Origin of the sequence: Sporosarcina sp. P33 (assembly GCF_002077155.1) — a bacterium.
Taxonomy (GTDB): domain Bacteria; phylum Bacillota; class Bacilli; order Bacillales_A; family Planococcaceae; genus Sporosarcina.
Genome location: NZ_CP015027.1, coordinates 2,253,443 through 2,277,460 on the forward strand (window position 1 = coordinate 2,253,443; position 24,018 = coordinate 2,277,460).

The following is a 24,018-nucleotide window of genomic DNA, read 5'->3' on the forward strand; positions in this document are numbered from 1 at the left end:
TGAAAAAGGAGAATAGTTTATTACAATGAGGAACGGGCGGTACAGAACGGCTTGAAAATAGGGAAGGAGGCGGGCTGTCTGATGTTCAATTCATTGATCATGGATTTGATGCTGGTCGTGCTAATTGGAGTAGGATCGCAATGGGTGGCGTGGCGGACTAGAATGCCGGCCATTGTCGTGATGGCGATTGCAGGATTGCTCGTCGGTCCGATATTTGGTCTGATGAATCCGAAACAATCAATGGGTGATTTATATTCACCGATTATTACATTTGCAGTTGCAATTATTCTATTTGAAGGCAGTTTAAACCTCGATTTCAGGGAGATTAAAGGCTTCGGGCGCCCTGTTGCGCGAATCGTTACGTTCGGAGCGTTTATTGCATGGATTGCAGGCTCACTGGCTGCGCATTATATTGCAGGATTGTCATGGGAAGTGGCGTTCATCATCGGAGGATTGTTTATTGTCACAGGTCCGACGGTGATTTTACCTTTATTGCGGCAGGCGCGTCTAAAGCCGCGTGCCGCCGCCATCTTGAAATGGGAAGGTATTGTTGTTGACCCGTTTGGTGCACTTTTGGCGGTCTTCGCCTTTGAAGTAATCAGGTTCATGAATAGTGAAGTGACGGCGCAGGCCATGCTGCTGTTCGTAGGCGCTTCGCTGTTCTCGGTATTCATCGGATGGGGAACGAGCCGTATTTTAGGTTCAGCATTTGAAAAAGGCCAGGTTCCTGAATTTTTAAAAGCGCCGATTCTATTCGGTTTAGTGCTGTTTGTCTTCGTATTGTCTGATGAAATCATGCATGAAACCGGCTTGCTTGCGGTAACTGCCATGGGGCTGACGATGGCAAATATGCATTTGACGACACTGCAGGATATCCGGCATTTCAAAGAAAACATCTCGGTTTTGCTCATTTCAGGAATTTTTGTCATGCTGACGGCTTCTCTTGATCCGCATATACTGATTGAGATAGCGAACCCGAAAATTGTGCTGTATGTATTGGCGATGCTATTTGTCGTCAGACCGCTGTCCATTTGGGTATCGACCATCGGAACGGATTTAAACGTCCGGGAAAAGACCTTAATTGGCTGGATTGCACCGCGTGGAATTGTAGCATTGACGGTGTCAGGCTATTTCGCATCCATTTTGCTTGAAAATGGATATAAAGATGCCGAGCTGCTCACTGCGTTAACTTTTGCGCTTGTATTTGCAACGGTAGTCCTGCACGGCTTCTCAATTGGCTGGCTGGCCAAGAAGCTTAATTTGACGACACCGGAAGAAACGGGTGTCGTGCTCATCGGCAGCACGCGTTTTGTGGCGGAACTGGCGAAATCCATTCAAGGCGCAGGTCATAAGGTGCTGATTATGGAAGATTCATGGGGAGGCCTGTCCAACGCGCGAAAACAAGGAATTCCGACATATATGGGGGATATTTTATCCGAGCATACGGGCTATCACCTGGATTTGACGCCGTACCGTTATATTTTGGCTATGACAAAAACGGATTCGTATAATTCGCATGTATGTGCCGATTTCACGCCGGATCTGGGGCGGGAATCGCTGTTTCAGACAACGACACATAAGCGAAGCGCTGACCGGCAGTTCAACCTTGCGACGGGCCAGTTCCTGTTCACACCTAATCTGTCAATTCATGAATTGGATGAGCGCATTCATCAAGGGCATGTATTCCGTAAAACGCTGCTGACGAAACAATATAGCTATACGCAATATTTACGTGAACGGGATGACCGCTCTGTGTTGCTGTATATTATCCGTGCGAACGGTGATATGGAATTTTACACGGCGGAGAAAGAATTGCAGGCACAGACAGGGGATACGATTGTTGCGCTGTCTACATTAAATAAGACGATTGAGCGGACGATTGACCGGCTCGAAGAAAAGAATGGCAAGGCGTCCGTGCCAAAAGAAAAGATTGAAACAAAGTTTATGGAAGAACCGCCGCTCACAAAACCGGAAATACCGGGGGAGACACCGCCGAAGATCAATAAAGAGCAGTGAGTGCTGATTTCCGCTAAACTGTGATTGCACATAAACGCACATGCCGCATCATGCAGCGTGTGCGTTTATTGTCATTGAAAAAGGGTATCTAAAATACACATCTCCCTGCATATGGACTAGTCACTTCCACCCGCATAGTATGGACAGCTGGTATGAAACGTGCGGCAAATGGGTAAGATGAAATAAAAGACATTGTCAAATCCATTCCTAAGATGGATTGTATTTTACACACTATTGCGTAAACTGAGTATAATAGATTGTTGTGGCGAAATTTCTATTCGGAGGTGGATGCGATGAATGCTGTATTGGGGTTTGCGGGTGCTGCCGAACAACTGCAGCGGTATGACGCAGTCCGCAGGAAGAATGCCGAAAATGCATATGAACGTCAGACAGAATTCCGTGAACAGGCACAAAAAACCAAAGAAGATCTGATAGCGCTGCTGCGGGGCAACTCAGAATCTGTTGAACGGGAAGCAGATGCGAAGAAGGATCTTACAAGACTTGACGGCGGCCTAGTTAAAAACATCCCGATTCCTCTAGGCAATAATCTGGATGAAACGATTGAACTGTGGCGTGAAGTGCGAAGAGAAGCGTACTCGGAAACACCCCCAACGACCGCTGATTATCAGCTGGCGGGTAAAGCATCAGCAAAAATTTCAGAAGCAGAATTGCAGCTGGCGTTACATAACCGCGCCAAAACGATACGTGAACAGCTGGCGGCAATCGGCGGGAAAACAGCTGGAGCGACGGAAGGACCCACTCGGATGCAGCTGCAGTACAGCCATGCATTTACCATTTATCAAGTCCAAAACCAGGCGAAAATGAATCAGTACCAAATCGATCAGCCCCGAATGAATGTCAGCGTGTAAACGGTTGGACTGAAAAGCGAAAGCTTGTTTTGCTGGAACCCAGTGAAACGGGCTTTTTTGTTTTTACATAACCATGCGCTCGATCAGTACGGACAGAAAGGATGTTACAAATATGGCAAAAAAACAGAAGTCTGTTAAAACGAATGCAATTCGCATCATCGAAAAAGAAGGAATTGCACATGAGATCCGCAGCTATCAAACGGAAGACGGGCAGAACGACGGGGTATCAGTTGCGAATAAAACCAATGAACCTGCAGAGAACGTCTACAAAACATTAGTGGCAATGGCGAGTAAAACAGATCTACTGGTTTTCATCATTCCGGTAGCAGAAGAACTGGATTTGAAAAAGGCTGCAAAAACAGCAGGTTTCAAGAAAATTGACATGCTGCCCATGAAAGAATTGACGAAAGAAACCGGCTATGTTCGGGGAGGCTGTTCGCCGGTCGGCATGAAGCGGGAGCTGCCGACTTTCATTGACAGCCAGGCAGAAACTCTTGATTATCTTTATGTCAGTGCCGGCAAAGTCGGTTTGCAGATGAAATTGTCACCGGATGACTTAGCGAGCGTTACAAAAGCACAATTCAGTGACCTTGTGAAATAAGCTCATAACAATCCGTGCTGTTTCTGTTACAATGAAGGTATTGACAACTAGAAGAAAGAAGAATGTATATGCGTAATTTAGTAGCGTGGCGGTGGATTTTCTTCATCGTCGGCATGATGATCATGTCACTTGGAATCTCGCTGATGATTAAAGGTCAGCGGCTTGGAATTGCACCGTGGGACGTCCTGCACCTCGGTTTATATCAGAATATCGGATTAACTATCGGATCGTGGAGCATTTTGACAGGCTTTCTGATTGTCACAGTCACTTCGTTCTTTTTAAAAGAGTGGCCAAGGCTCGGTACCTGGCTTAATATGCTGCTCATCGGATTATTTATCGACTTCTTCAACTGGCTTTTGCCCGACGTGGATTCGCTGTCCGTACAAATCGTCTGTTTCATTCTGGGCGTATTTGTTTTGTCTTACGGAGTCGGTGTATATGTTTCACCCAATCTTGGAGCAGGCCCGCGTGACAGTCTCATGCTGCTGTTTGTCGATAAATTCGGCTGGAGTCTCCGCCTGGTGCGTACAGCCATTGAAGCGGCTGTAACGCTGATTGGCTTTTTACTTGGCGGTCCGGTAGGCATCGGTACGCTGATAGTCGTATTTTTCTCAGGGCAGCTTATTCAGATTGCCTTGCCGCAATGCAAACGGCTGTTATTGAAAATTACCCGGCAGACGGATGAGAAAGTTTTATTACACTATAAAGGAGCATAAGCGATTGCGCTGTGCTTTTTTTATTTATCCATACATAGAATAAAGGGAAGAAAGAAAGGATGATCAGTATATACGGTTATATTACAGAATATATGGGAACGGCCTATACAGGACAAGGCGTGCAGCATAAATACAAAGAGCTGCTTGCAGAATCAAAGAAAACGATTTTCCTGAAGTGTCTGCCTACCCATTCGCTGTCGCAAGTGCTGAATGATTTAGCTGTTTACTTTGTCAACAGGGGCTATGCAGTAGACCGCTTTATGAACCCTGGCCATGTGGATAAAACTGATGCACTTTTCATCAAGGAGCTCGAGCTGTTCATTTTGCAGGCATCCCATCCGGTATCATTCGAGCCGACAGATCTTGGCAGCCGCCATAAAGTATTTTGCTTTTATGACGTCTATCATCAAGATCAGCTTCTTCATCGGCACGATGAAGTGAGCCGGCTTATAAAAGAAGAGGGAAGCCGCTTTGAAAAGTCTTTGTCCTTATTGCAGAAGGCAAAAGCGATTCATGATGAATGGGAAGCGGTCAATATCGCACGAATGGACTGGGCGCGTCACGAAGAGATCATAGAAGAGGTAAAGCAGGAAATTTTCGGTACAATTGAACTCGCCAAACCGGCACATATCTCGCATCGCATTGTCGGCTCTCTGTCCGCAGGCAGTGCACATGATTTCATTCCGTCCATTACTAAACGCGTGAAACGGAGACTGCTCATAAAAGGCCTGCCCGGTACCGGAAAGTCTACTATGATGCGTGCGCTTGGTGACGAAGCGAAGCGCCGCGGGGTCGACGTGCTTTACGGCTGGTGCGGACTGGATCCCGCAAGCATCGATTTGGTGCTGTTTCCGGAGCTGTCTGTCTGCGTGTTTGATTCAACGCAGCCGCATGCTTATGATGCAGAAAGCCCGCGTGATGAATTAGTCGATATCGTGCCGCTGTGTGCGGAAGATGAACAGTCGGAGAAATTAATTGAAGACATCCGGCACCGCTATCAGAAGGCGATTGGAGAAGCAGGGAAAAACATGCAGCTGGCTGTGCAGGCACAAAACACAGCAAGAATTCAAATGGACCGTGCGTTAAATATCGAGTTATTCGAGAAAAAACTGCAAGGTCTGTATGCCTTTATTAAAGAATTGGAAGAAAAATAACATAGCAGACAATATACGTTGAAAGGGCAGATTCAGCCGGTTTATCGAATCGGAAAACTTTCAACTGAAGCGCAGAGCTGCGGTGCTTTTATTCTATCTCCATTATATTGTTAATAAATTAAAAACCGCAGAGCTTCTGCGGTTTTTAGTCGAATGTATGAATATAAAATGTTTCATTATGCAGCCAGTCAAGTGCTTCTTCATCATTAGCCGCCCAGCGCTTTTCCATGTCGGGAAGCATCCAGACTGTTTGGGACGCATGTGCGCGCAATGCGGCGATTTTTTTACCCGCCGAATTTTTTGTGTGATGCACGACATCCGGCTCGCCAAGCAGGCTGACTGTATGGTTGTCAAAAGCTTTCAGGTACAGCACGGGACGGTCCGCTTCCGGCATGCGGTTCATCGCTTCGATGACCGCAGCACCCGTTGCATTATGATCCGGATGTACTGCAAGTGTCGGATGGAATGTAATAACCAAGGAAGGCTGCAATTCCTCGATCAGGTCAGTCATCATCTGTACAAGTTTTTCAGGGTCTTCAAATTCAATGGTTTTGTCACGCAGTCCCATCATGCGCAAATCCGTCAATCCCATCGCATCACATGCATCAAGCAATTCCTGCTTGCGGATCTGCGGCAGTGTCTCGCGGTTCGCAAATGGCGGATTGCCGAGGTTCCGCCCCATTTCGCCAAGTGTCAGGCAGGCATAAGTAACCGGTACCCCCATTTCGATATATTCTGCAATCGTTCCGGCGCTTCCGAATGATTCATCATCAGGGTGAGGGTATATAACCAAAACATGTCGTTCTTTTTGCAACATGAAAAAAACTCCCTTCTTAATAAGCAAATGGCGTTTCGCTGATTTCAAGCGCAACCGCCAGTTTTCCGTCAGGCCCAAGCCCCGCCATTAATAAACGGTTATGTTCATCGAGTGTATAGTGTGTAATGCCTTGGGCGTAAATCCAGCCGCTCGGCAATTTCAGTCCGATGCGGTGCGGTGATTCGCCGGCCACTTTTCCAAGTTCATAGCGGATAATGATATTGCGGATAAATGCGCCCGCATTGAAAAAGCCCTCCTGAAAATGAGAGGCATACGATCCGTTCGTTGTTTCCAAATGTATATAAACATCTTTATTTGCAAAGGAGTCCAGTAACTCCTGTAAATGTTTCACTTCAACAGTTTGCATACCCATCCTCCTACTGACTGCAGTCATTTCGCTGCACTCTCTCTATTGATAGTATATAGAAATTATCGTTTGAATGAAATCAGACGGCTCACAAAAAAGTCAGGAGGTCTCCTGACTTTCATGCATTCATTATACTTCCTGAAGCTTTACCTGCGGCGCATCGAAGCGGTTTTTCGCTCCGTGCATGACAGGTCCTACATATTCATTGAGCTTCCAGCCGTGCGCGATTGCCGCTGCCACGAACTGCTTCGCTTCAATGACCGCATCCTTGATCGCCAAACCGTTCGCCAAATTTGCCGTAATTGCTGCCGCAAACGTACAGCCTGCGCCGTGATTATTATACGTATCGGATTTTTCGGATTTCAGTAAAGTGAACGTGCTGCCGTCATAGAATAAATCGACTGCTGCCGTATGATCGAGCTGTTTGCCGCCTTTGATGACGACATTTCGGGCGCCAAGTTCATGTATCTTCTGTGCCGCCGCTTTCATATCATCAATTGTCTTTGGTGTTTTCATAGAAGCCAGCTGACCCGCTTCAAATAAATTAGGCGTCACAATTTCTGCTTTCGGCACCAGATACTTGATCATTGCGTCCGTATTGCCTGGATTCAGCACTTCGTCTTCGCCTTTACAGACCATGACCGGATCAATGACCACGTGGTCGAGTCCTGATTCATCAATCGCCTCGCCTGCTGTCCGGATAATCTCTTCCGTGCTCAGCATGCCTGTTTTGATCGCATCGATGCCGGTGGATAACGCTGTCTTTAATTGGGCCTTTACCACATCAATCGGCAACGAATAAACACTATGTGCCCATTGCTGATCAGGATCCATCGTCACGACGACTGTCACTGCAGTCATGCCGTATGTGCCGTGTTCCTGAAATGTCTTCAGATCCGCCTGGATGCCCGCGCCGCCTGAAGTATCCGAGCCTGCAATCGTCAAAGTTTTCTTCAAGGACATAATAAAACGTCTCCTTCATTAGCTGCATTTTTATGTTATTCATTTTATACAACTAATTGTCGAAATACAATTAATTCGGGTATGATGAATGTCAAGAAAGCGGCGCTATGGTGGACGCTTCCCCGATGAAACCTATGAGCCGGCAGAACGTATAAAAGGAAAGTGTCAGATTAGTAGGTTAGCAGAGGGGGTGAAAGCTATGTATAAGCATGATTCGTCAAAAAGAGGGAAAAAGGAAATACGAGAGGCCGGCGCGCAATCATCGGTTACATTCGATGAGCGGAAAAAGCCAAAGCGCAAACGCCGTAAGACAGGATTTCTGGAACTCGCTTTCACGTTGTGGTCTTCATGGAGAACAGCGTATGTTTTACTGATTTTGATATTGATCATTGCACTTATCACTCTGCCTATTGCAGGATTTTATTTAATGAGACTGGGTTCTACGTTTTCAGAGCAAAAAACCGCTTTCGTTGAGCGTGTTCAGGAACTGCAGCAATTGACGACAGCGGAATCGTATACAAAAGTGCTGGTAAAACGCACAGATAATGAATTATTCGGTCATAGCATAGGTGTTAATTTCCCCGGAACGAAACGGAACTTACTCGTTGTCATACCGGGATCAGTCAAAGCCGGAATTGATCTCAGCGAAATCACTAAACAGGATATGCAAGTGGATGAAGAAGAAAAACGCATCAGGCTGACCATTCCGCCCGCTGAATTTCTCGGCGGGGCAGAACTGTATTTCGAACAGGCTGAAGTCTATTCAGTAGAAGGGCTGTTCCGGGGAAAAGCAGATATAAAAGAAGGATATGAACTGGCGAATGAAGCTAAAGCAATCATACTCAAAGAAGCATCAGCACAAGGAGTACTGGAGTCGGCGGAAAAGAATGCGGAAAAGACGCTGAAGGAAATGTTTTCATTCGCCGGCTATCAGCTGGATATAGAAGTGAAGGAGTGAGGTATATGACTGTTGCATTTCATAATGACTGGGACATGGTACTGAAGGATGAGTTTGAGAAGCCTTATTATCAGGAGCTGCGCGCGTTTTTGCGCGCAGAATACGCGACGCATGTCATCTATCCGCAGATGACTGATATGTGGACGGCTTTTCAATTGACACCATTCCGTGATGTCAGCGTGGTGATTTTAGGGCAGGATCCTTATCATGGCCCGAACCAGGCGCACGGCATGAGTTTTTCCGTACAGCCCGGCATGAAGCTGCCGCCGAGCCTGCGTAATATCTTTAAAGAACTTTCGTCAGACCTTCATGTGCCGGTCCCTGCAGAAGGGATGTTGACAGGATGGGCGAAACAAGGTGTATTATTATTGAATACCGTGCTGACCGTGCGCGAAGGAGCGGCGGCTTCACATAAAGGCAAAGGCTGGGAACAGTTTACCGATGAAGTCATCCGTAAACTGTCCATGCGCAGAGAGCCGATCGTGTTCATTTTATGGGGAAAGCATGCCCAGGAGAAAACGGCGCTGATCAACCGGAGACGGCATGCGATTATTGAATCCCCGCATCCGAGCCCGTTCAGTGCGTCACGGGGCTTTTTCGGCAGCCGTCCGTTTTCCAGAACGAATGATTATTTGCGGGAGTGGGGCAGGAAGCCGATCGACTGGGCGCAGACTACTTGATGAACAACCAGAAAGGAAGTGGAACAATGGCAGTTAACTGTTTTGAATGTATCTACTTTTACACGACATGGGACCCGGCAAGTCCGCGGGGCTGCAAGGCATATGGATTTAAGACGAAAATGCTGCCGTCTATTGTAGTGAAGCGCTCTTCAGGTATGGAGTGCATGCAGTTTGAACCGAAAAAGGGAGCGGGATTACGATGATTACAGCTGAACAATTGCTTGGAGAAATCGAGCAGCAAGTGCATTTGGCAAAACAGGCGCAGGACGACACATCAAGAAGAGAAGCGATTTACGCGGTCAGGACGCTGTGCAATCTGATGCTCAACGATGCACCGGCTGCAAAACTGGTTTCACAGCCGGCACAAGTGCGCTCTGTGCAGACCGCGCTGGTTACTTCATTGAATGAACAGCCGCTGCGGGAAGCGGATGCCAACGGGGAATCGCTGTTTGATTTCTGACAGTGCCACAAACCGTTCAAATACCTGTCAATTTCAGCTGTATCGTTATGATAAACTGAAGACAGTAAGCAGATTCGTTAGAAAGAAGGAGTTATTATGCCATTTTTTATTATCGCAGGAGCCATTAATGCGGCCATCGCGGTAGCGTTCGGTGCATTCGGTGCACATGCGCTGAAAGATCGCTTGTCCGAACATTATCTGGCTGTCTGGGAAACCGCAGTACAATATCAAATGTTTCATGCCATCGGATTACTTGTCATCGGTATACTGATGAACAGTTCATTGCTCGGACCGTCAACGCAGCTTGCCTGGGCGGGCTATTTACTCTTAGCCGGAATCATTATATTTTCTGGAAGCCTGTATGTGCTCAGCTTATCGGGAATTGGCATACTCGGCGCCATTACGCCAATTGGCGGCGTGGCATTCATCCTTGGCTGGATCATGCTGATTATTGCCGCAGTGAAATTTGGAAATTGACGCAAGAAAACCGCTCACATCATATGAGCGGTTTTTTCTTATGAATTTACGTCGACTGATTGAAGTAATTGATTTCTTCAGGAAACTCTGCGTAATCGAAGTAAATCATTGGGAACAGATAGCGCCGTCCTGTCTTGGCTTCGCTGAGGATGACGTGATCGCGTCCTGCAGCTTCCACCATGCCAGTTACTGCTTTCGTATTCGTACCCGTTTCCATTGCCCGTTCGAATGAAAAATGGAAAACACCAGGCTTACCTCTGTTGAGCCTTAAAATATTTTCGATGTATGATTCCTCTCTAAACGGAGGCGCGCCTGGTCTTCCGCCGGGTGCAGAGGGGGGCGGCGGTGTTATTTGCTGCTGGACGTAGCCTGGATTGGCATAGCCAGGATTCCAATAATATTGAACCATTTCAACATCCTTTCCAAATCTGTTAGTTATACAAGCGGGTAATCTTGTGGTGCAGGGGGGAGAAGCTATGCGATATAAAGCGGCCGGTATTCCACTGAGCTTGCTATTGTTCAGGGCATTCCAGGCTTTTCATTGCATTTTACTTCCGCCCGCATCAGACGGGCAGGCGCTTCAATTCCCTTTTCGGTTGTCGCGGACAGCCAAAGCAAAACCCCCTTGGTTGTATCCTATGTAAACGGCGGGTTCGGTATGAATGAAGTTTTTTGTGTGCGGGATGAACGGGGGCCTCTATGAGCGGTTGAGGCCGAAGATTGATCGCTTGCGGGAAGTTATGAGCGGCTGCCCGTTGTGTATGATCGCTTGCCAGCTGCATTGATCGGTTATCGTGAAGTTATGATCGCTTGCAGTATATTTATGAGCGGACGAAGGGGAGGGAGGAATGAAGTCATTGCCTCTCTAACTTCTCCGCTTTACTTTTTGTCTCTATGAGCGGTTGAGGCCGAAGATTGATCGCTTGCGGGAAGTTATGAGCGGCTGCCCGTTGTGTATGATCGCTTGCCGGCTGCATTGATCGGTTATCGTGAAGTTATGATCGCTTGCAGCCTATTTATGAGCGGACGAAGGGGAGGGAGGAATGAAGTCGCTGCCTTTCTACTTCTCCGCTTTACTTTTTGTCTCTATGAGCGGTTGAGGCCGAAGATTGATCGCTTGCGGGAAGTTATGAGCGGCTGCCCGTTGTGTATGATCGCTTGCCGGCTGCATTGATCGGTTATCGTGAAGTTATGATCGCTTGCAGCATATTTATGAGCGGTTGAAGGGGAATGATGAATGAAGTCGCTGCCTTTCCACTCCTCCGCTTTACTTTTTGTCTCTATGAGCGGTTGAGGCCGAAGATTGATCGCTTGCGGGAAGTTATGAGCGGTTGCCCGTTGTGTATGATCGCTTGCCGGCTGCATTGATCGGTTGCCGTGAAGTTATGATCGCTTGCAGCATAGTTATGAGCGGATGAAGGGGAGTGATGAATGAAGTCGCTGCCTTTCTACTCCTCCGCTTTACTTTTTGTCTCTATGAGCGGTTGAGGCTGAAGATTGATCGCTTGCGGGAAGTTATGAGCGGCTGCCCGTTGTATATGATCGCTTGCTGGCTGCATTGATCGGTTGGCGTGGAGTTATGATCGCTTGCAGCATAGTTATGAGCGGATGAAGGGGAGAAGACGGCTCAGCCGCCTGTCTCTTCCCGGAAGCAGAAAGTGACATTCAGCACATAGTGAGCCGGTTTAATTTCATCGTATTTTCACGCAAAAAAGCCGCGAAGTCATTCGTTCGCGGCTTGGTCGTTACGTATTATACTTCAAAGAATGCTGCACGCTTGTCTGCTTCGAGAATTGTCCCGATAAAGAATGAGCCGAACACGCCGTAGCGCGCGCTGACTTCGTCAAAACGCATTTCATAGACAAGTTTCTTGAACTGAAGTACGTCGTCTGAGAACAGCGTAACGCCCCACTCGTAATCATCAAAACCGACAGATCCGGAGATGATTTGTTTTACTTTACCTGCATAACCGCGGCCGATCATGCCGTGGCTGCGCATCAAACTTTTACGGTCATCCATGTTGAGCATGTACCAGTTGTCATCGCCTTCTCGCTTCTTGTCCATTGGATAGAAACAAACATACTGGCTGCGCGGCAATTCAGGATACAAACGGCCACGTACATAAGGATTCTGGTACGGATCTTCGTCAGATTCGCCTGCGAGGTAGTTTGATAATTCAACGACAGATACGTAAGAATACGCCGGAATCGTGTAATCTGCGATCGTCAGTTTGTTGAATTCTGCTTCCAGCTGCTGCAATTCATCCATTGTCGGACGCAATGTCATCAGCATGAAGTCCGCCTTTTGACCGACTACTGTGTAAAATGCATGACTGCCTGTTTTTGCGTCATCAGCTTGCTGCAAACGCTCTAAATAGGCCAGAAATTCATTCACTGCTGCCTGGCGCTCTTCTTTGGAAATCAGTTTCCAAGAGGCCCAGTCCATTGTGCGGAAATCATGAAGTACGTACCAACCGTCTAATGTAATAGCTGCTTCGTTCACTTGAATTCAGTCTCCTTTTTAGTTCAAAGTAAGTTCTATTTCAAGTGTATCATAAACGATGTTTGGACGTTAAGGATAAAGACAGAGCTGCGGGCAAGGTATGACAAAATTGTGCATGTTACTGTCAGGTGTCTGAAAACTTTGAATTCCCTAGTGAATTATATTGGCATTTCATGTATGATGAAAAGGAAAATATAACAAAGGGTGGGAATTACACATGGCAGATCTTTTTGAAGGTATTCGTAATACGTTGGAAGGTAAAGGAAAGACGATTGTATTGCCTGAGGGGGAAGACGTCAGAATACTGGAAGCAGCTGTACATCTTCAGCAAGAGGGGATTGTCACACCTGTTTTACTGGGGAATGAAGAGGCTGTCAAAAAAGCGGCAGAAGACGGAGGTTTCGATATTTCCGAAATTCAATTGATTGACCCTGCAAGCGCTTCCTATTTTGAAGAATTGGCAGAAAAGTTTGTTGAACGACGTGCAGGCAAAGCAACAATCGAGCAGGCACGCGAGCAACTGAAAGATGTAAACTATTTCGGAACTATGCTAATCTATACAGGACGTGTAGACGGTTTAGTGAGCGGAGCTGCACATTCGACAGCGGACACAGTTCGTCCCGCGCTGCAGATCATCAAGACGAAGCCGGGTATTTCCAAAACTAGCGGAGCTTTCATTATGATGAAGGAAGAAGAGCGTTTGATTTTTGCGGATTGTGCCATCACGGTGAATCCTTCAGCACAGGAGCTGGCTGAAATCGCAGTGGAAAGTACGAAAACTGCAAAAGCGTTCGGAATCGATCCGCGTGTGGCGATGCTGTCCTTTTCAACAAAAGGTTCTGCAGTGACAGAAGAGACAGAAAAAGTTGTGGAAGCGGCAAAAATTGCAAAAGAATTGGCGCCTGACCTATTGATTGACGGAGAATTCCAGTTTGACGCAGCATACGTTCCAAGTGTTGCAGCGAAAAAAGCGCCGGAATCCGTTATTAAAGGCGATGCAAATGTCTTTATTTTCCCTACTTTGGATGCCGGCAATATCGGCTATAAATTAACGGAGCGTCTCGGCGGCTATGAAGCAATCGGCCCGATTCTTCAAGGCTTGAACGGTCCCGTCAATGACCTGTCACGCGGCTGTTCTGCGGAAGATGTTTACAAGCTTTCTATTATCACAGCGGCACAAAGCCTGTAATCACGCCGAATTGTGAAACGTCTATACATACCAGACTAACCACCATAGGAGAACTAGACATGTCACAAGATAAACATTTATTGAATCAGCCGGCTTGGCGTTTTATCGACGAATCGATCACAGCACGCAGCCGGTCTGCGCTAGAGTCGTTCGCCATGGATGATACATTATGCCAATTAGTCGGACAGCAGCAAAGTGCGCCTGTCGTCAGAACGTGGGTGCATGACCGAACGATCGTGCTAGGTATCCAGGATCATCGCATGCCGTTTATTCAGCAGGCGATGGAAGGCATCAAACAGCACGGCTATCAGGCCATTGTCCGCAATTCGGGCGGCCTGGCAGTCGTTCTGGATGAAGGGATATTGAATATTTCTTTAATTTTTTCCGAGCAGAAATCTGCAATTGATATTCCAGTAGGCTACGAAGCTATGCTGTCATTCGTGCAGCTGCTGTTTCCAGAACTCGGTGAGCGGATTGAAGCCTATGAAATTGTCGGGTCCTATTGTCCGGGATCTTATGATTTAAGCGTCGATGGCAAGAAGTTTGCCGGAATTTCTCAGCGGCGTTTGCGTCAGGGAGTCGCTGTGCAAGTCTATCTGTGTATAGAAGGCAGCGGGTCCCGCCGTGCGGAACTGATTAAGGAAGTCTATGACAACGGCTTACAGGGTCAGCAGACTAAATTCAGCTATCCTGTAATTCAGCCTGATACAATGGCTTCATTATCAGAAATAACCGGCACACCGATGACGGTCAGTGAAGTTGTCATTCGTCTGCAATTGCTGCTGCGGTCGCTGACGGATGACGTGCAGCACGGCGGATTGACGGACGAGGAAATGGATTTGTACGGTTTTTATTTGCAGCGCGTCTTTGACCGGAATCAAAAGATGCTGTCATAGAACGAAAAAAAGCTGCCAATCAATTATTGATTGGCGGCTCTTTTGATGATACCAGGTTACCGTTTGGTTCCATTTTAAAGACCGGTGCGACGTGTTCGCTTTCTTCGTTGAGTGCGATCAGCCGGCGCGCGCGATTCATAATTTGAACAAACTGCTCATAATCGTCTTTCAGCGTGCGGTTTTCTTTTTTCAATTCTTCCAGTTCTGCTTCCATTGCCTTCAGCTGTTCGGTAGCTGTTTTCGCAGTCTGTCTCCAGCGAAGCGCATCTGTGTCGGCACCTCCGTTATGATGCATACGGATTAAATAGGCAATTACGGTATCCAGGGATAAAGCGGATAGCGGTACTTGGATTTTCTCCTGCCCGTCTGCTCCGGTCTCCGGATTGTACATCTGCTGGTTGCGTCTTTTAAAATCTGTACCTAGTACACGCAATGTTTGCTTTCTCTCTTTCTTCGCTTCCGAAAGTTCCTCTTCGTATTCTCTTCGCACGACCGCGTTCCATCTGAATCCGCAAGCTGCGGCTGTCCGGTTTAATGCGTCACCTACTTCTTCAAATGCACTTAACTGCGTGCTGCCTTCCCTTACATGCCGTAATACCGTTTCTGCCAATAATTCATCATCCTGCTCTAACCAAGCGTCTTGTCTAACTTTCACCATCTCCATGCCTCCTGTCTTGTACTCTCTTTCTACTGCCATTATGACCACGTATGGAATCTTTTATTCAGAGAGTCACAAAATTCTATCAAGATGGTAATAAAATGGGCATGGAATCGGTTGGTTGGGAGGTTGCTTGTTCTTGAATGGGCTAGGCTGGCAGGGTGTTGGGGCGGGGATTTGCGCTTCGGAGGGGACGCTTTCCCGAGGACCCGCGGTGAGCCAGCCAGTTCGCGCTGCTCTCTTTGGTTGTCTCACCTGATCCGGCTGATCGCCCCTCCTTCGCGCCAATCCATTGCGGTGTGAGTAGGTGATACATATAGAAGTTCATTGAGAATGGTAATTGGTGTTATACAGGTACTTGCCATTGAAATAACTAAAGTTCAATGACAAAAATAATTTACACACAATTTGCAGGGAGTGATTCAAGTCCAGCTGCTATCTTCTCCTAGATACTAAGTCACTCTCCTGAATTTCATATTCCGTGTACAATCCCGGATAAAATCCGTCATAGTGTACTATGTCACGTTCCGTCGTTTTTTGTTATACTGGAACGAATGAAGGATGAGGTGACGACATGGCGTACCAAAACGAAAAACTGCTTGAAGAGAAGGTGTTTAAGGATCCCGTGCACCGCTATATACACGTCAGGGACCGTGTGATCTGGGATTTGGTCAACACGCGTGAGTTCCAGCGGCTGCGCAGGATACGCCAGCTCGGCACCACGTACCTGGTTTTCCACGGAGCGGAGCACAGCCGCTTTCAGCACTCGCTCGGCGTCTATGAAATCGTGCGGAGAATACTCGATGACGGCTTCAGCGGAAGAGAAGAGTGGGATGAGGAGCAGCGGCTGGTCGCGCTTTGTGCGGCATTGCTGCATGATCTGGGCCATGGTCCGTTTTCGCACGCTTTTGAAAAAGTATTTAATCTGGATCACGAACAATTCACTCAGCAAATTTTATTGGAACAGACAGAAGTCCATGAAGTGCTGCGTCGTGTGTCGCCGGATTTCCCACAAAAAGTGGCGGATGTTATTGACAAAACATATCCCGATAAACTGGTCGTCAGTCTGATTTCCAGTCAAATCGATGCGGACCGAATGGATTATCTCCAGCGCGATGCGTATTATACCGGCGTTTCCTATGGTCATTTCGATATGGAGCGGATTTTGCGCGTCATGCGTCCGACTGAAGAACAGGTAGTCATTAAATATAGCGGAATGCACGCGGTGGAAGACTATATCATGAGCCGCTATCAAATGTACTGGCAAGTGTATTTCCATCCAGTGTCACGCAGTGCAGAAGTCATTTTGATGAAAATTTTGCACAGGGCGAGATATTTATTCGAAACGGGGTATGCATTTAAGCAAGACCCGATTCACTTTATTTCATTTTTTACAAAAGAATTCGAATTAAAAGAATACATAGCGCTTGACGAAGGGGTGCTATTGACGTATTTCCAGCTGTGGATGGAAGAAGAGGACGCGATTTTGGCTGATCTTTGTGATCGCTTCGTCAACAGAAGGCTGTTTCAGTATGCCGAGTTTGACCCGGCTGCCCAATATATGAGGTTCGGTGAGCTGAATGCCTTATTCAGAGAAGCAGGGCTGGACCCAGACTACTATTTGGTGACTGATTCATCATCTGACTTGCCATACGACTTTTATCGTCCGGGTGAGGAAAATGAACGCGTACCTATCTATTTACAAATGAAGAACGGCGATTTGCGTGAACTGTCCCGCATGTCTGATGTTGTGGACGCGATTTCGGGAAAACGCAGAACAGACCATAAAATTTATTATCCTGAAGACTTGCTGGCAGACGGAAATGCATTGCACGACAAGATTTTAGAGTTGTTACGAAGTTAAGAGAGGGGTGGGCGACTTGCTGCAAGAGCATGCAAAAATCGTTCAGTTTGTATCGTTGGCGAATGAAATAAATGGCCGGAAGAAAATGCAGAAGATGGTTTATATATTGAAGAAAATGAATTTCCCGTTTGCGGAGAAGTACGAGCTCCATATGTACGGTCCTTACTCGGAAGAACTGACATTACGGGTGGAAGAATTATGTGAAATGGGCTTTTTGGCGGAGCGGTTTGAAGACAAGGGGTCCTATAAGCAATACTGCTATCAGGTGACTGAAGAAGGCTCAAAGTTCCTTACAACAGCGGATGCGCCGAAAACACAGCTGTCGGACTGTATCGGGCGGCTGAATGAAAAATCATCGCGGTTCCTTGAGCTGGTTTCCACGCTGCTGTTTTTCGATCAGCTGGACAAGGAAGACCAAATTGCCAAAGTGCGTATCGTAAAAAATAAACTGAATTTCACCGATCAGGAATTTGACCAGGCGTTTGCATTTATTGAAGAAATGCAAGTAACTTCAGTCAGCTGATCAGACGAAAAAAAGGATTCTCGTGGTGAGAATCCTTTTCGCCGTTTACTGTTCACTGACGAGTTTACCATTTTTGAAAAGGTGATTCTTTGGCATTTCTTCAATGAAAACTGTTACGCTGTCAGTAGTAGCGCCAGTCGTTTCTACAACGGCTTGTGTAACTTTTTCGCACAGCGCACGTTTTTGATCATCTGTGCGGCCTTCAAGCATTTTTACTGTTACGTATGGCATTTTGCTTCCTCCTTGGCAGAAAATTCAGGTATAGTACATATAATAACAGAGACGGAGGAGGATTTACATGGCAAGTGAGCAAAATTCAAAACCAAAGTTAGGCTTTACCATCATAAAAAACGACCCGACAGACGGTCATAAAGGATTCGGCATCGGGTCGCTGTCGCTGGAAAACATTTCGCCGGTGATCATTGACGTAGAAGCAGGCACTGCCCAAGTGGAAATGGGCGCGATGCATGCCCGCAGTGATACAGAACGCGGCATTAAGTTTACGACTGACCGGAAAGACTCAGAAGGCGGCAAACCGTACTGGCTTGTCTGGGTAACCATTGATTACCGTGAAGAAGGACCTTATTATGCGGGGATCACGGCGTGTGAAATGGTCATCAACCGTGAAAAGCGACGCGGCTATAAATTATTGGCGGATCACGTCAATCGAATGGACAAGTCGATGAAGCGCCATATTATCGTAGACGATATGGATGACCGTTCAAAAAAGATTCTAAAGGACTTCCTGCAGTCGCATAATGCGGAATTATGGGAACGCAGTACACCTGAATTACATGAAGGTTTGCGTACGGAATAATTGCCGGAATAAGGAATGTGTCATGCGTATTTTCGTCAAATACGTCAAAAATGTGACAATTTACTTTACCTGCTCTTTGAGGTTGAATGTCTGCAGGAAAGGAAGTAAACTAAATATACAGCTTTGCTGCTGTAATCTAGGACAACCGCTGTATATTCTGTCGATTGATGAAGCCACAAAACCCAAGCGGGCGAATTCATTCAATAAGTATACATCGGTCAAAAAAGCCTCGTTCTCCGCGGATACGGAGAACGAGGCTTTTTTCTATTGGAAAAGGGGGGCGGAAGTGGCCGTTGAGCGTTCATAGTTTATGGTCAAGCGCTCAACCCGTGTCCGCTGGCGCTCATAGTCCGCAGCCAAGCGCTCAACCCGCATCCGCCAGCGGTCAAAGCCCACGGTCAAGCGCTCAACCCGTGTCCGCCAGCGCTCATAGCCCACGTCCAAGCGCTCAACCCGCATCCGCCAGCGCTCATAGACCGCGGTCAAGCGCTCAACCCGCATCCGCAACCGCTCAAAGCCCACGTCCAAGCGCTCAACCCGCATCCGCCAGCGCTCATAGCCCGCGGTCAAGCGCTCAATCCACATCCGCTGGCGCTCATAGCCCGCGGTCAAGCGCTCAATCCACATCCGCTGGCGCTCATAGCCCACGGTCAAGCGCTCAACCCGCATCCGCCAGCGCTCATAGCCCACGGTCAAGCGCTCAACCCGCATCCGCCAGCGCTCATAGCCCGCGGTCAAGCGCTCAATCCACATCCGCAACCGCTCAAAGCCCACGCCCAAGCGCTCAACCCGCATCCGCTGGCGCTCATAGCCCGCGGTCAAGCGCTCAACCCGCATCCGCAACCGCTCATAGCCCACGTCCAAGCGCTCAACCCGCATCCGCAACCGCTCAAAGCCCACGCCCAAGCGCTCAACCTACATCCGCAACCGCTCAAAGCCCACGTCCAAGCGCTCATACCCGCCCCAAACACCGCCCGCAATAAATCACTCAAAAAACGAAAACGGGAATAACTCTAGCTTCGAATTCTCCTGCTCACCCGCGTGCTCTTCCCGCAGCGAACGGTCCGTGCATAATTTCTTCGGCACGTCCTTATCTTTCAAATACATCAATCGCTGCTTCGGACATTCATTGACTGCGATTCCGCCGGTTTCGATATCTACAATCACGCCCTGTACACCTGAAGGGGGGAGGAATGGCTGCGGGGCCGTACCTTCGTGTGCTGCTTCCATGAAATCAATCCAGATTTTTTTTGACGCAGCTTTGTCCTCCAGATTCTCGAGCTGTTTCCCGCGGTCAAATCCTGTCCAAATACCGGCAGTTAATGAAGGGGAAAACCCGATCAAATATTGATCGGATATGGTCGTTCCGGACTTTGCCGCATAGGGGCGCGTCTGTTTTGGACGCATCGATAAGCCGGTGGAGGATAAATAATCATTGAAAACCGGATCGAACATGCCTGTCATTAAATGTGTCAGCACAAACGCATCCTGCTCCGACATTACTTGTTTCAGCTTTTTCGACGGATGCTCGTACACGAGTTTGCCGTTTGCATCGGTAATCGACAGAATCATATGCGGCTCAACTTGTTTTCCTTCTGAAGCGATGCGGTTATACGCCGTCGTCATTTCAAGCAGTGTCAGTTCAGAAGTTCCGAGCGCTACAGCAGGGGATTCAGGAAACGCAACATTGATCCCGAGCCGCTGTGCCATTTTCGTATATGGCTTATAGCCGACTTGTTCGAGCGTTTTGACCGCAAAAACATTATCGGAGATTGCAATGGCCTGTGCCAATGAAATCGGTTTAGCCGCAAATTCACCGTTAATATTGCTTGGCTCATAAGTTGAACGGCCCTCGTCATAAGTGAAGATGGTTTTCTCTGCCGTCATGAACGTCAAGGGATTCATTCCTTTTTCCAGTGCGGCTGCATACAAAATCGGTTTCATCGCAGACCCCGGCTGCCTTTTTGCCTGCGTTACACGGTTAAATGAACTGTCGGTAAAATCTACGCCGCCCGTCATTGAAGTCACGAAGCCGGTATCCGCGGCCATCGAAATAAAGCCAACCTGCAAATCATTGTTCGGCATATATTCTTTAATAGCTGCTTCCGCGGCCTGCTGGTGCTGCTGGTTCAATGTCGTGCGGATTTGCCAGCCGCCCTCAGCAGGCGCGCGGCCTTTTGCAAGCAGTATATCTTCCGCCTCCTGCCATGCGGCATCAAGAAAGTAAGGTGCCACCTGCTTCATATCTTTCCAGCTGTCTGTTTTTAGCACGATCTTCTCTTCGATCGCGCGTTCCTTTTGTGCCGCAGATATATAATCATAATGTTCCATTTGATTGAGCACCAGCAGCTGGCGTTCCCGTGAATTTTCGGGATGATCAAGCGGTGAATAAATGGAAGGTCCTTTTGCGATTGCCGCAATTGTCGCCGCTTCTTCCAGCGTCAGATCTTTTGCCGCTTTCGAGAAATAAAACCGGCTTGCCGCCTCGACACCATACATCCCGTGCCCAAAGTAGACGGTATTCAGATAACCTTCCAAAATTGTATCTTTATCATAGAAAACTTCCAAACGATAGGCAAAGAGCGCCTCATGGATTTTACGTGTCCACGATTTTTCATGCGTTAAATAAAGATTTCGCGCATACTGCTGAGTGATGGTACTTGCTCCCTGGGCTTTGCTCATCGTCTTAACATCTTTTAAAACCGCAGCCGCGATCCGTTTATAATCAAATCCGTGATGCGAATAAAATTTCCGGTCTTCCGCCGCAACGAATGCATCCGCTAAAAAGGGCGATATATCCGAAATCTTCATCCAATAACGCCTTTGCTGTGAAAAATGATCCCCGATCTGATGCCCGTTATGATCCAAAAACAACGATGCTTTTGGAACGCTTAACGAAGGAGCACCGAGTATCTGAGCATATAGCCGCAATACGATCATGACGGTCACCACTGCAGTCAGCAGCGTGATTGACAGCGACAGAGTGATCTTCTTCAGTTTTTTGCGATTCGCGGACTTTACATAGTCGGTACGTTTCATTGCACATCACATCCCGTTCCATTCAGTGTCTTTTGACAGTATGGTACGGTTTTGGACGGATTAAACGGAAGACAGGAAAAGTTTAGACACGGAACATTGAAAGTGAAGCCAGAAGAAGTGTATAATGAGGGAATCTATCTACATAAGGCGGTGAACGAATGGAAACGCCAAAACTGGACGTTCAACTCCGTTCTACTATTCAACACCCCGGACAGTCAGCGGAAACACATAATATGCAGGCGACGGGAAAGATTATTGAAAAAAAGGGACAGGCTTATTTATTGTTTGAAGAGCAGACAGAAGGAATGCCGGCAGTCCGAACGACAGTAAAATTACATGCAGACGATGCCTTCATCATGCGTAAGGGCGGCGTACAGATGCGGCTGCCATTCCGGCCGGACGATGTACGATTCGGGACGTACGGAAATGGACCAGCCGTCATGGATTTAGCCGTTCATACGAATGAGCTTCAATGGGAACCCGGACGTTTTGCGGTATCGTATGATTTACATTCAGAAGGAAATTTATTAGGAAAATATCAATTGACAATAACCTACTCGGAGGTAGCACAATGAATGCAGTAGAGCAGATTCAACATGAAATTAAAGAAGCATTAAAACAGGCAATTGAAAAATCGGGACTGGTGGAAGCTTCAGATATCCCGGAAATCAAACTGGAATCACCCAGAAGTAAAGAAAACGGTGATTATGCAGCGAATATCGCTATGCAGTTGACGAAACTGGCAAAAAAGCCGCCGCGCACAATCGCCGAAAGTATTTTGGAGCATCTTGACACGTCTGATACAGCTATTCAGACCATTGAAATTGCAGGGCCCGGTTTCCTGAATATTCGGCTGAAAACAGACACCCTGGGCGATATCGTGAAATCTGTCCTTGATCAAGGAGAAGACTACGGCCGTTCTGACAGTGGCAAAAATGAGAAAATCCAAGTGGAATTCGTTTCAGCGAATCCAACAGGGGACCTGCATTTAGGCCATGCCCGCGGAGCTTCTCTAGGTGATTCATTATGTAATATTCTCGACAAAGCTGGCTATGACGTAGCACGCGAATACTATATCAATGACGCGGGAAATCAAATCAATAACTTGGCGCTGTCAATCGATGTCCGCTATTTCGAAGCACTTGGCCTGGAAAAAGAAATGCCTGAAGACGGCTACCGCGGCGCAGATATCATTACGATCGCAAAGGCTCTAGTCGATGAGCACGGCGACCGCTATGTAAACGTTCCGGAAGAAGAGCGTCTGGCATTTTTCCGTGAATACGGCTTAACTATTGAGCTCGACAAACTGAAACAGGACTTGGAAGACTTCCGTGTTCATTTTGATAACTGGTTCTCAGAAACTTCATTATATCAAAACGGCAAAATCGAAGTTGCTTTGGAAAAGCTTCGTGAAAACGGCCATGTGTATGAAGAAGACGGCGCGACTTGGTTCCGTTCTACAACGTTTGGAGATGACAAAGACCGTGTGCTGATCAAGCAAGACGGGTCATTCACCTATTTAACGCCGGATATCGCGTATCATGAAGACAAGCTTCGCCGCGGATTCGATAAACTTATCAACATCTGGGGAGCGGATCACCACGGCTATATTCCTCGTATGAAAGCGGCAATCCAGGCGCTTGGCTATGACCGCGATACGCTGGAAGTAGAAGTGGCGCAGATGGTTCAGCTTTATAAAGACGGAGAAAAGTTCAAAATGAGCAAACGCACAGGGAAAGCGGTCACGTTGCGTGAGCTTGTGGAAGAGGTAGGCCTTGACGCTGTCCGTTACTTCTTCGCTATGCGTTCGGGTGATGCACAAATGGACTTTGACCTGGACTTGGCAGTTTCTAATTCCAATGAAAACCCCGTCTATTACGCACAGTACGCGCACGCACGCATTTGCTCAATCCTGCGTCAGGCGAAAGAACAAAATATGCAGGCATCAACTGAACATGTCACGCTTTTGCAAGATGAAAAAGAATTGGAACTGCTGAAAAAACTGGGTGATTTCCCAAGACTGGTAAGCGATGCAGCACGTTTGCGCGCACCGCACCGGGTCACAACATACATCCAGGAACTGGCGGCTGCATTCCACAGCTTCTATAACGCCAACAAAGTGCTGGATTCAGAAAACAAAGACTTGTCCGAAGCACGTCTGGCCCTCATTACTGCCACAAGCACGACAATTGCCAACGCATTGAAACTGGTAGGCGTTCAGGCACCGGAAAGAATGTAAATAAAATACAAACAGCTGTCCCATGCGTGGGGCGGCTGTTTTTACGTCTTTCCGCATGGTTTAACTTCTTTTGTTTACAGGCAGTGCGGCCGTAAAGCGTAATAGCGCGTTGGCAGGGCACGATGACGCGGTGGCCTGTTTCCATAGTGCGGGCCGGGCCCGAAATACCGGCACTGCGGCATTGCAGCCGGAATTCTATGCATTATTCCGCAA

The 24,018-nt window shown here is 47.6% G+C and carries 26 protein-coding genes; 17 read left to right on the top strand and 9 right to left on the bottom strand.

The features are described from left to right. The first annotated feature begins 81 nt into the window (after positions 1-81). From SporoP33_RS11215 to SporoP33_RS11235, 5 genes are all read left to right on the top strand, one after another. Positions 82-2,016: a cation:proton antiporter gene (locus SporoP33_RS11215; RefSeq protein ID WP_081243784.1), complete on the top strand. Its 1,935-nt coding sequence runs from the start codon at positions 82-84 to the stop codon at positions 2,014-2,016. Positions 2,017-2,309: 293 nt separating this feature from the next. Then, positions 2,310-2,885, top strand: coding sequence for a hypothetical protein (locus SporoP33_RS11220; protein WP_081243785.1), 576 nt, complete (start codon positions 2,310-2,312; stop codon positions 2,883-2,885). Positions 2,886-2,997: 112 nt separating this feature from the next. After that, positions 2,998-3,486, top strand: coding sequence for a Cys-tRNA(Pro) deacylase (ybaK, locus tag SporoP33_RS11225; RefSeq protein WP_081243786.1), 489 nt, complete (start codon positions 2,998-3,000; stop codon positions 3,484-3,486). A gap of 68 nt (positions 3,487-3,554) precedes the next feature. Then, a complete protein-coding gene (locus tag SporoP33_RS11230; protein ID WP_081244843.1) occupies positions 3,555-4,202 on the top strand; it encodes a YczE/YyaS/YitT family protein in 648 nt (215 codons plus the stop codon). 59 nt (positions 4,203-4,261) lie between these two features. Next, positions 4,262-5,356: a hypothetical protein gene (locus SporoP33_RS11235; protein ID WP_081243787.1), complete on the top strand. Its 1,095-nt coding sequence runs from the start codon at positions 4,262-4,264 to the stop codon at positions 5,354-5,356. A gap of 145 nt (positions 5,357-5,501) precedes the next feature. On the opposite strand, the gene bshB2 is transcribed toward SporoP33_RS11235, so the two are convergent. From bshB2 to thiD, 3 genes are all read right to left on the bottom strand, one after another. Beyond that, complete coding sequence (gene bshB2, locus SporoP33_RS11240) at positions 5,502-6,173, bottom strand: bacillithiol biosynthesis deacetylase BshB2 (protein ID WP_081243788.1); 672 nt, start codon at positions 6,171-6,173, stop codon at positions 5,502-5,504. A 16-nt stretch (positions 6,174-6,189) separates the two neighbouring features. Further along, a complete protein-coding gene (locus SporoP33_RS11245; RefSeq protein ID WP_081243789.1) occupies positions 6,190-6,540 on the bottom strand; it encodes a YojF family protein in 351 nt (116 codons plus the stop codon). Positions 6,541-6,669: 129 nt separating this feature from the next. After that, positions 6,670-7,503 (bottom strand): bifunctional hydroxymethylpyrimidine kinase/phosphomethylpyrimidine kinase, encoded by an 834-nt coding sequence (gene thiD / locus SporoP33_RS11250; protein WP_081243790.1) that lies wholly within the window; start codon positions 7,501-7,503, stop codon positions 6,670-6,672. 199 nt (positions 7,504-7,702) lie between these two features. Between thiD and SporoP33_RS11255 the strand changes: the two genes are divergently transcribed. The 5 genes from SporoP33_RS11255 to SporoP33_RS11275 all read left to right on the top strand — a co-directional run bounded on the left by SporoP33_RS11255 (position 7,703) and on the right by SporoP33_RS11275 (position 10,078). Beyond that, positions 7,703-8,461, top strand: coding sequence for a DUF4230 domain-containing protein (locus SporoP33_RS11255; protein ID WP_081243791.1), 759 nt, complete (start codon positions 7,703-7,705; stop codon positions 8,459-8,461). Between the two features lie 5 nt (positions 8,462-8,466). After that, entirely contained in the window at positions 8,467-9,141 is a 675-nt protein-coding gene (locus SporoP33_RS11260) for a uracil-DNA glycosylase (protein ID WP_081243792.1), read from the top strand. Positions 9,142-9,167: 26 nt separating this feature from the next. Beyond that, positions 9,168-9,344, top strand: coding sequence for a uracil-DNA glycosylase (locus SporoP33_RS11265; protein ID WP_081243793.1), 177 nt, complete (start codon positions 9,168-9,170; stop codon positions 9,342-9,344). After that, positions 9,341-9,601, top strand: a complete 261-nt coding sequence (locus tag SporoP33_RS11270) for a YwdI family protein (protein WP_081243794.1) — start codon at positions 9,341-9,343, stop codon at positions 9,599-9,601. Before SporoP33_RS11265 ends, SporoP33_RS11270 begins: the two co-directional genes overlap by 4 nt. Positions 9,602-9,697: 96 nt before the next feature. Beyond that, on the top strand, positions 9,698-10,078 hold the full coding sequence (locus SporoP33_RS11275; protein ID WP_081243795.1) for a DUF423 domain-containing protein: 381 nt from the start codon (positions 9,698-9,700) through the stop codon (positions 10,076-10,078). A gap of 46 nt (positions 10,079-10,124) precedes the next feature. Here SporoP33_RS11275 and gerQ read toward each other — a convergent pair whose 3' ends face one another. Continuing rightward, entirely contained in the window at positions 10,125-10,487 is a 363-nt protein-coding gene (gene gerQ, locus SporoP33_RS11280) for a spore coat protein GerQ (RefSeq protein WP_081243796.1), read from the bottom strand. Positions 10,488-11,830: 1,343 nt separating this feature from the next. Next, entirely contained in the window at positions 11,831-12,580 is a 750-nt protein-coding gene (hemQ, locus tag SporoP33_RS11285) for a hydrogen peroxide-dependent heme synthase (RefSeq protein ID WP_081243797.1), read from the bottom strand. A gap of 217 nt (positions 12,581-12,797) precedes the next feature. On the opposite strand from hemQ, the gene pta reads away from it, so the two are divergent. After that, on the top strand, positions 12,798-13,769 hold the full coding sequence (gene pta, locus SporoP33_RS11290) for a phosphate acetyltransferase (RefSeq protein WP_081243798.1): 972 nt from the start codon (positions 12,798-12,800) through the stop codon (positions 13,767-13,769). A 59-nt stretch (positions 13,770-13,828) separates the two neighbouring features. Next, positions 13,829-14,665 (top strand): octanoyl-[GcvH]:protein N-octanoyltransferase, encoded by an 837-nt coding sequence (locus SporoP33_RS11295; RefSeq protein WP_081243799.1) that lies wholly within the window; start codon positions 13,829-13,831, stop codon positions 14,663-14,665. Positions 14,666-14,684: 19 nt separating this feature from the next. Here the strand turns inward: SporoP33_RS11295 and SporoP33_RS11300 are convergent, their stop codons facing one another. After that, positions 14,685-15,323 carry an RsfA family transcriptional regulator gene (locus SporoP33_RS11300; protein ID WP_081243800.1) on the bottom strand — a complete coding sequence of 213 codons (639 nt, stop codon included), beginning with the start codon at positions 15,321-15,323 and terminating at the stop codon, positions 14,685-14,687. A 574-nt stretch (positions 15,324-15,897) separates the two neighbouring features. Here SporoP33_RS11300 and SporoP33_RS11305 point away from each other — a divergent pair. Beyond that, complete coding sequence (locus SporoP33_RS11305; protein ID WP_081243801.1) at positions 15,898-17,187, top strand: HD domain-containing protein; 1,290 nt, start codon at positions 15,898-15,900, stop codon at positions 17,185-17,187. Between the two features lie 16 nt (positions 17,188-17,203). Continuing rightward, the gene (locus tag SporoP33_RS11310) at positions 17,204-17,710 is read left to right on the top strand and encodes a YwgA family protein (protein WP_081243802.1); all 507 of its coding nucleotides are present in this window, start codon (positions 17,204-17,206) and stop codon (positions 17,708-17,710) included. Between the two features lie 45 nt (positions 17,711-17,755). On the opposite strand, the gene SporoP33_RS11315 is transcribed toward SporoP33_RS11310, so the two are convergent. Further along, positions 17,756-17,941, bottom strand: coding sequence for a 2-hydroxymuconate tautomerase (locus SporoP33_RS11315; RefSeq protein WP_081243803.1), 186 nt, complete (start codon positions 17,939-17,941; stop codon positions 17,756-17,758). A gap of 67 nt (positions 17,942-18,008) precedes the next feature. On the opposite strand from SporoP33_RS11315, the gene SporoP33_RS11320 reads away from it, so the two are divergent. Beyond that, positions 18,009-18,527 carry a YwhD family protein gene (locus tag SporoP33_RS11320; RefSeq protein ID WP_081243804.1) on the top strand — a complete coding sequence of 173 codons (519 nt, stop codon included), beginning with the start codon at positions 18,009-18,011 and terminating at the stop codon, positions 18,525-18,527. Between the two features lie 264 nt (positions 18,528-18,791). Here the strand turns inward: SporoP33_RS11320 and SporoP33_RS11325 are convergent, their stop codons facing one another. Together SporoP33_RS11325 and SporoP33_RS11330 are read right to left on the bottom strand one after the other, a co-directional pair. After that, the gene (locus SporoP33_RS11325) at positions 18,792-19,433 is read right to left on the bottom strand and encodes a hypothetical protein (protein WP_081243805.1); all 642 of its coding nucleotides are present in this window, start codon (positions 19,431-19,433) and stop codon (positions 18,792-18,794) included. Between the two features lie 78 nt (positions 19,434-19,511). Beyond that, positions 19,512-21,566, bottom strand: coding sequence for a transglycosylase domain-containing protein (locus SporoP33_RS11330; protein WP_081243806.1), 2,055 nt, complete (start codon positions 21,564-21,566; stop codon positions 19,512-19,514). A 158-nt stretch (positions 21,567-21,724) separates the two neighbouring features. Here SporoP33_RS11330 and SporoP33_RS11335 point away from each other — a divergent pair, with 158 nt between their 5' ends. Both SporoP33_RS11335 and argS read left to right on the top strand, forming a co-directional pair. Further along, complete coding sequence (locus tag SporoP33_RS11335; protein WP_081243807.1) at positions 21,725-22,141, top strand: YwiB family protein; 417 nt, start codon at positions 21,725-21,727, stop codon at positions 22,139-22,141. Then, positions 22,138-23,805: an arginine--tRNA ligase gene (gene argS, locus SporoP33_RS11340; RefSeq protein ID WP_081243808.1), complete on the top strand. Its 1,668-nt coding sequence runs from the start codon at positions 22,138-22,140 to the stop codon at positions 23,803-23,805. The genes SporoP33_RS11335 and argS overlap by 4 nt, the downstream gene beginning before the upstream one ends. Positions 23,806-24,018 lie beyond the last annotated feature (213 nt).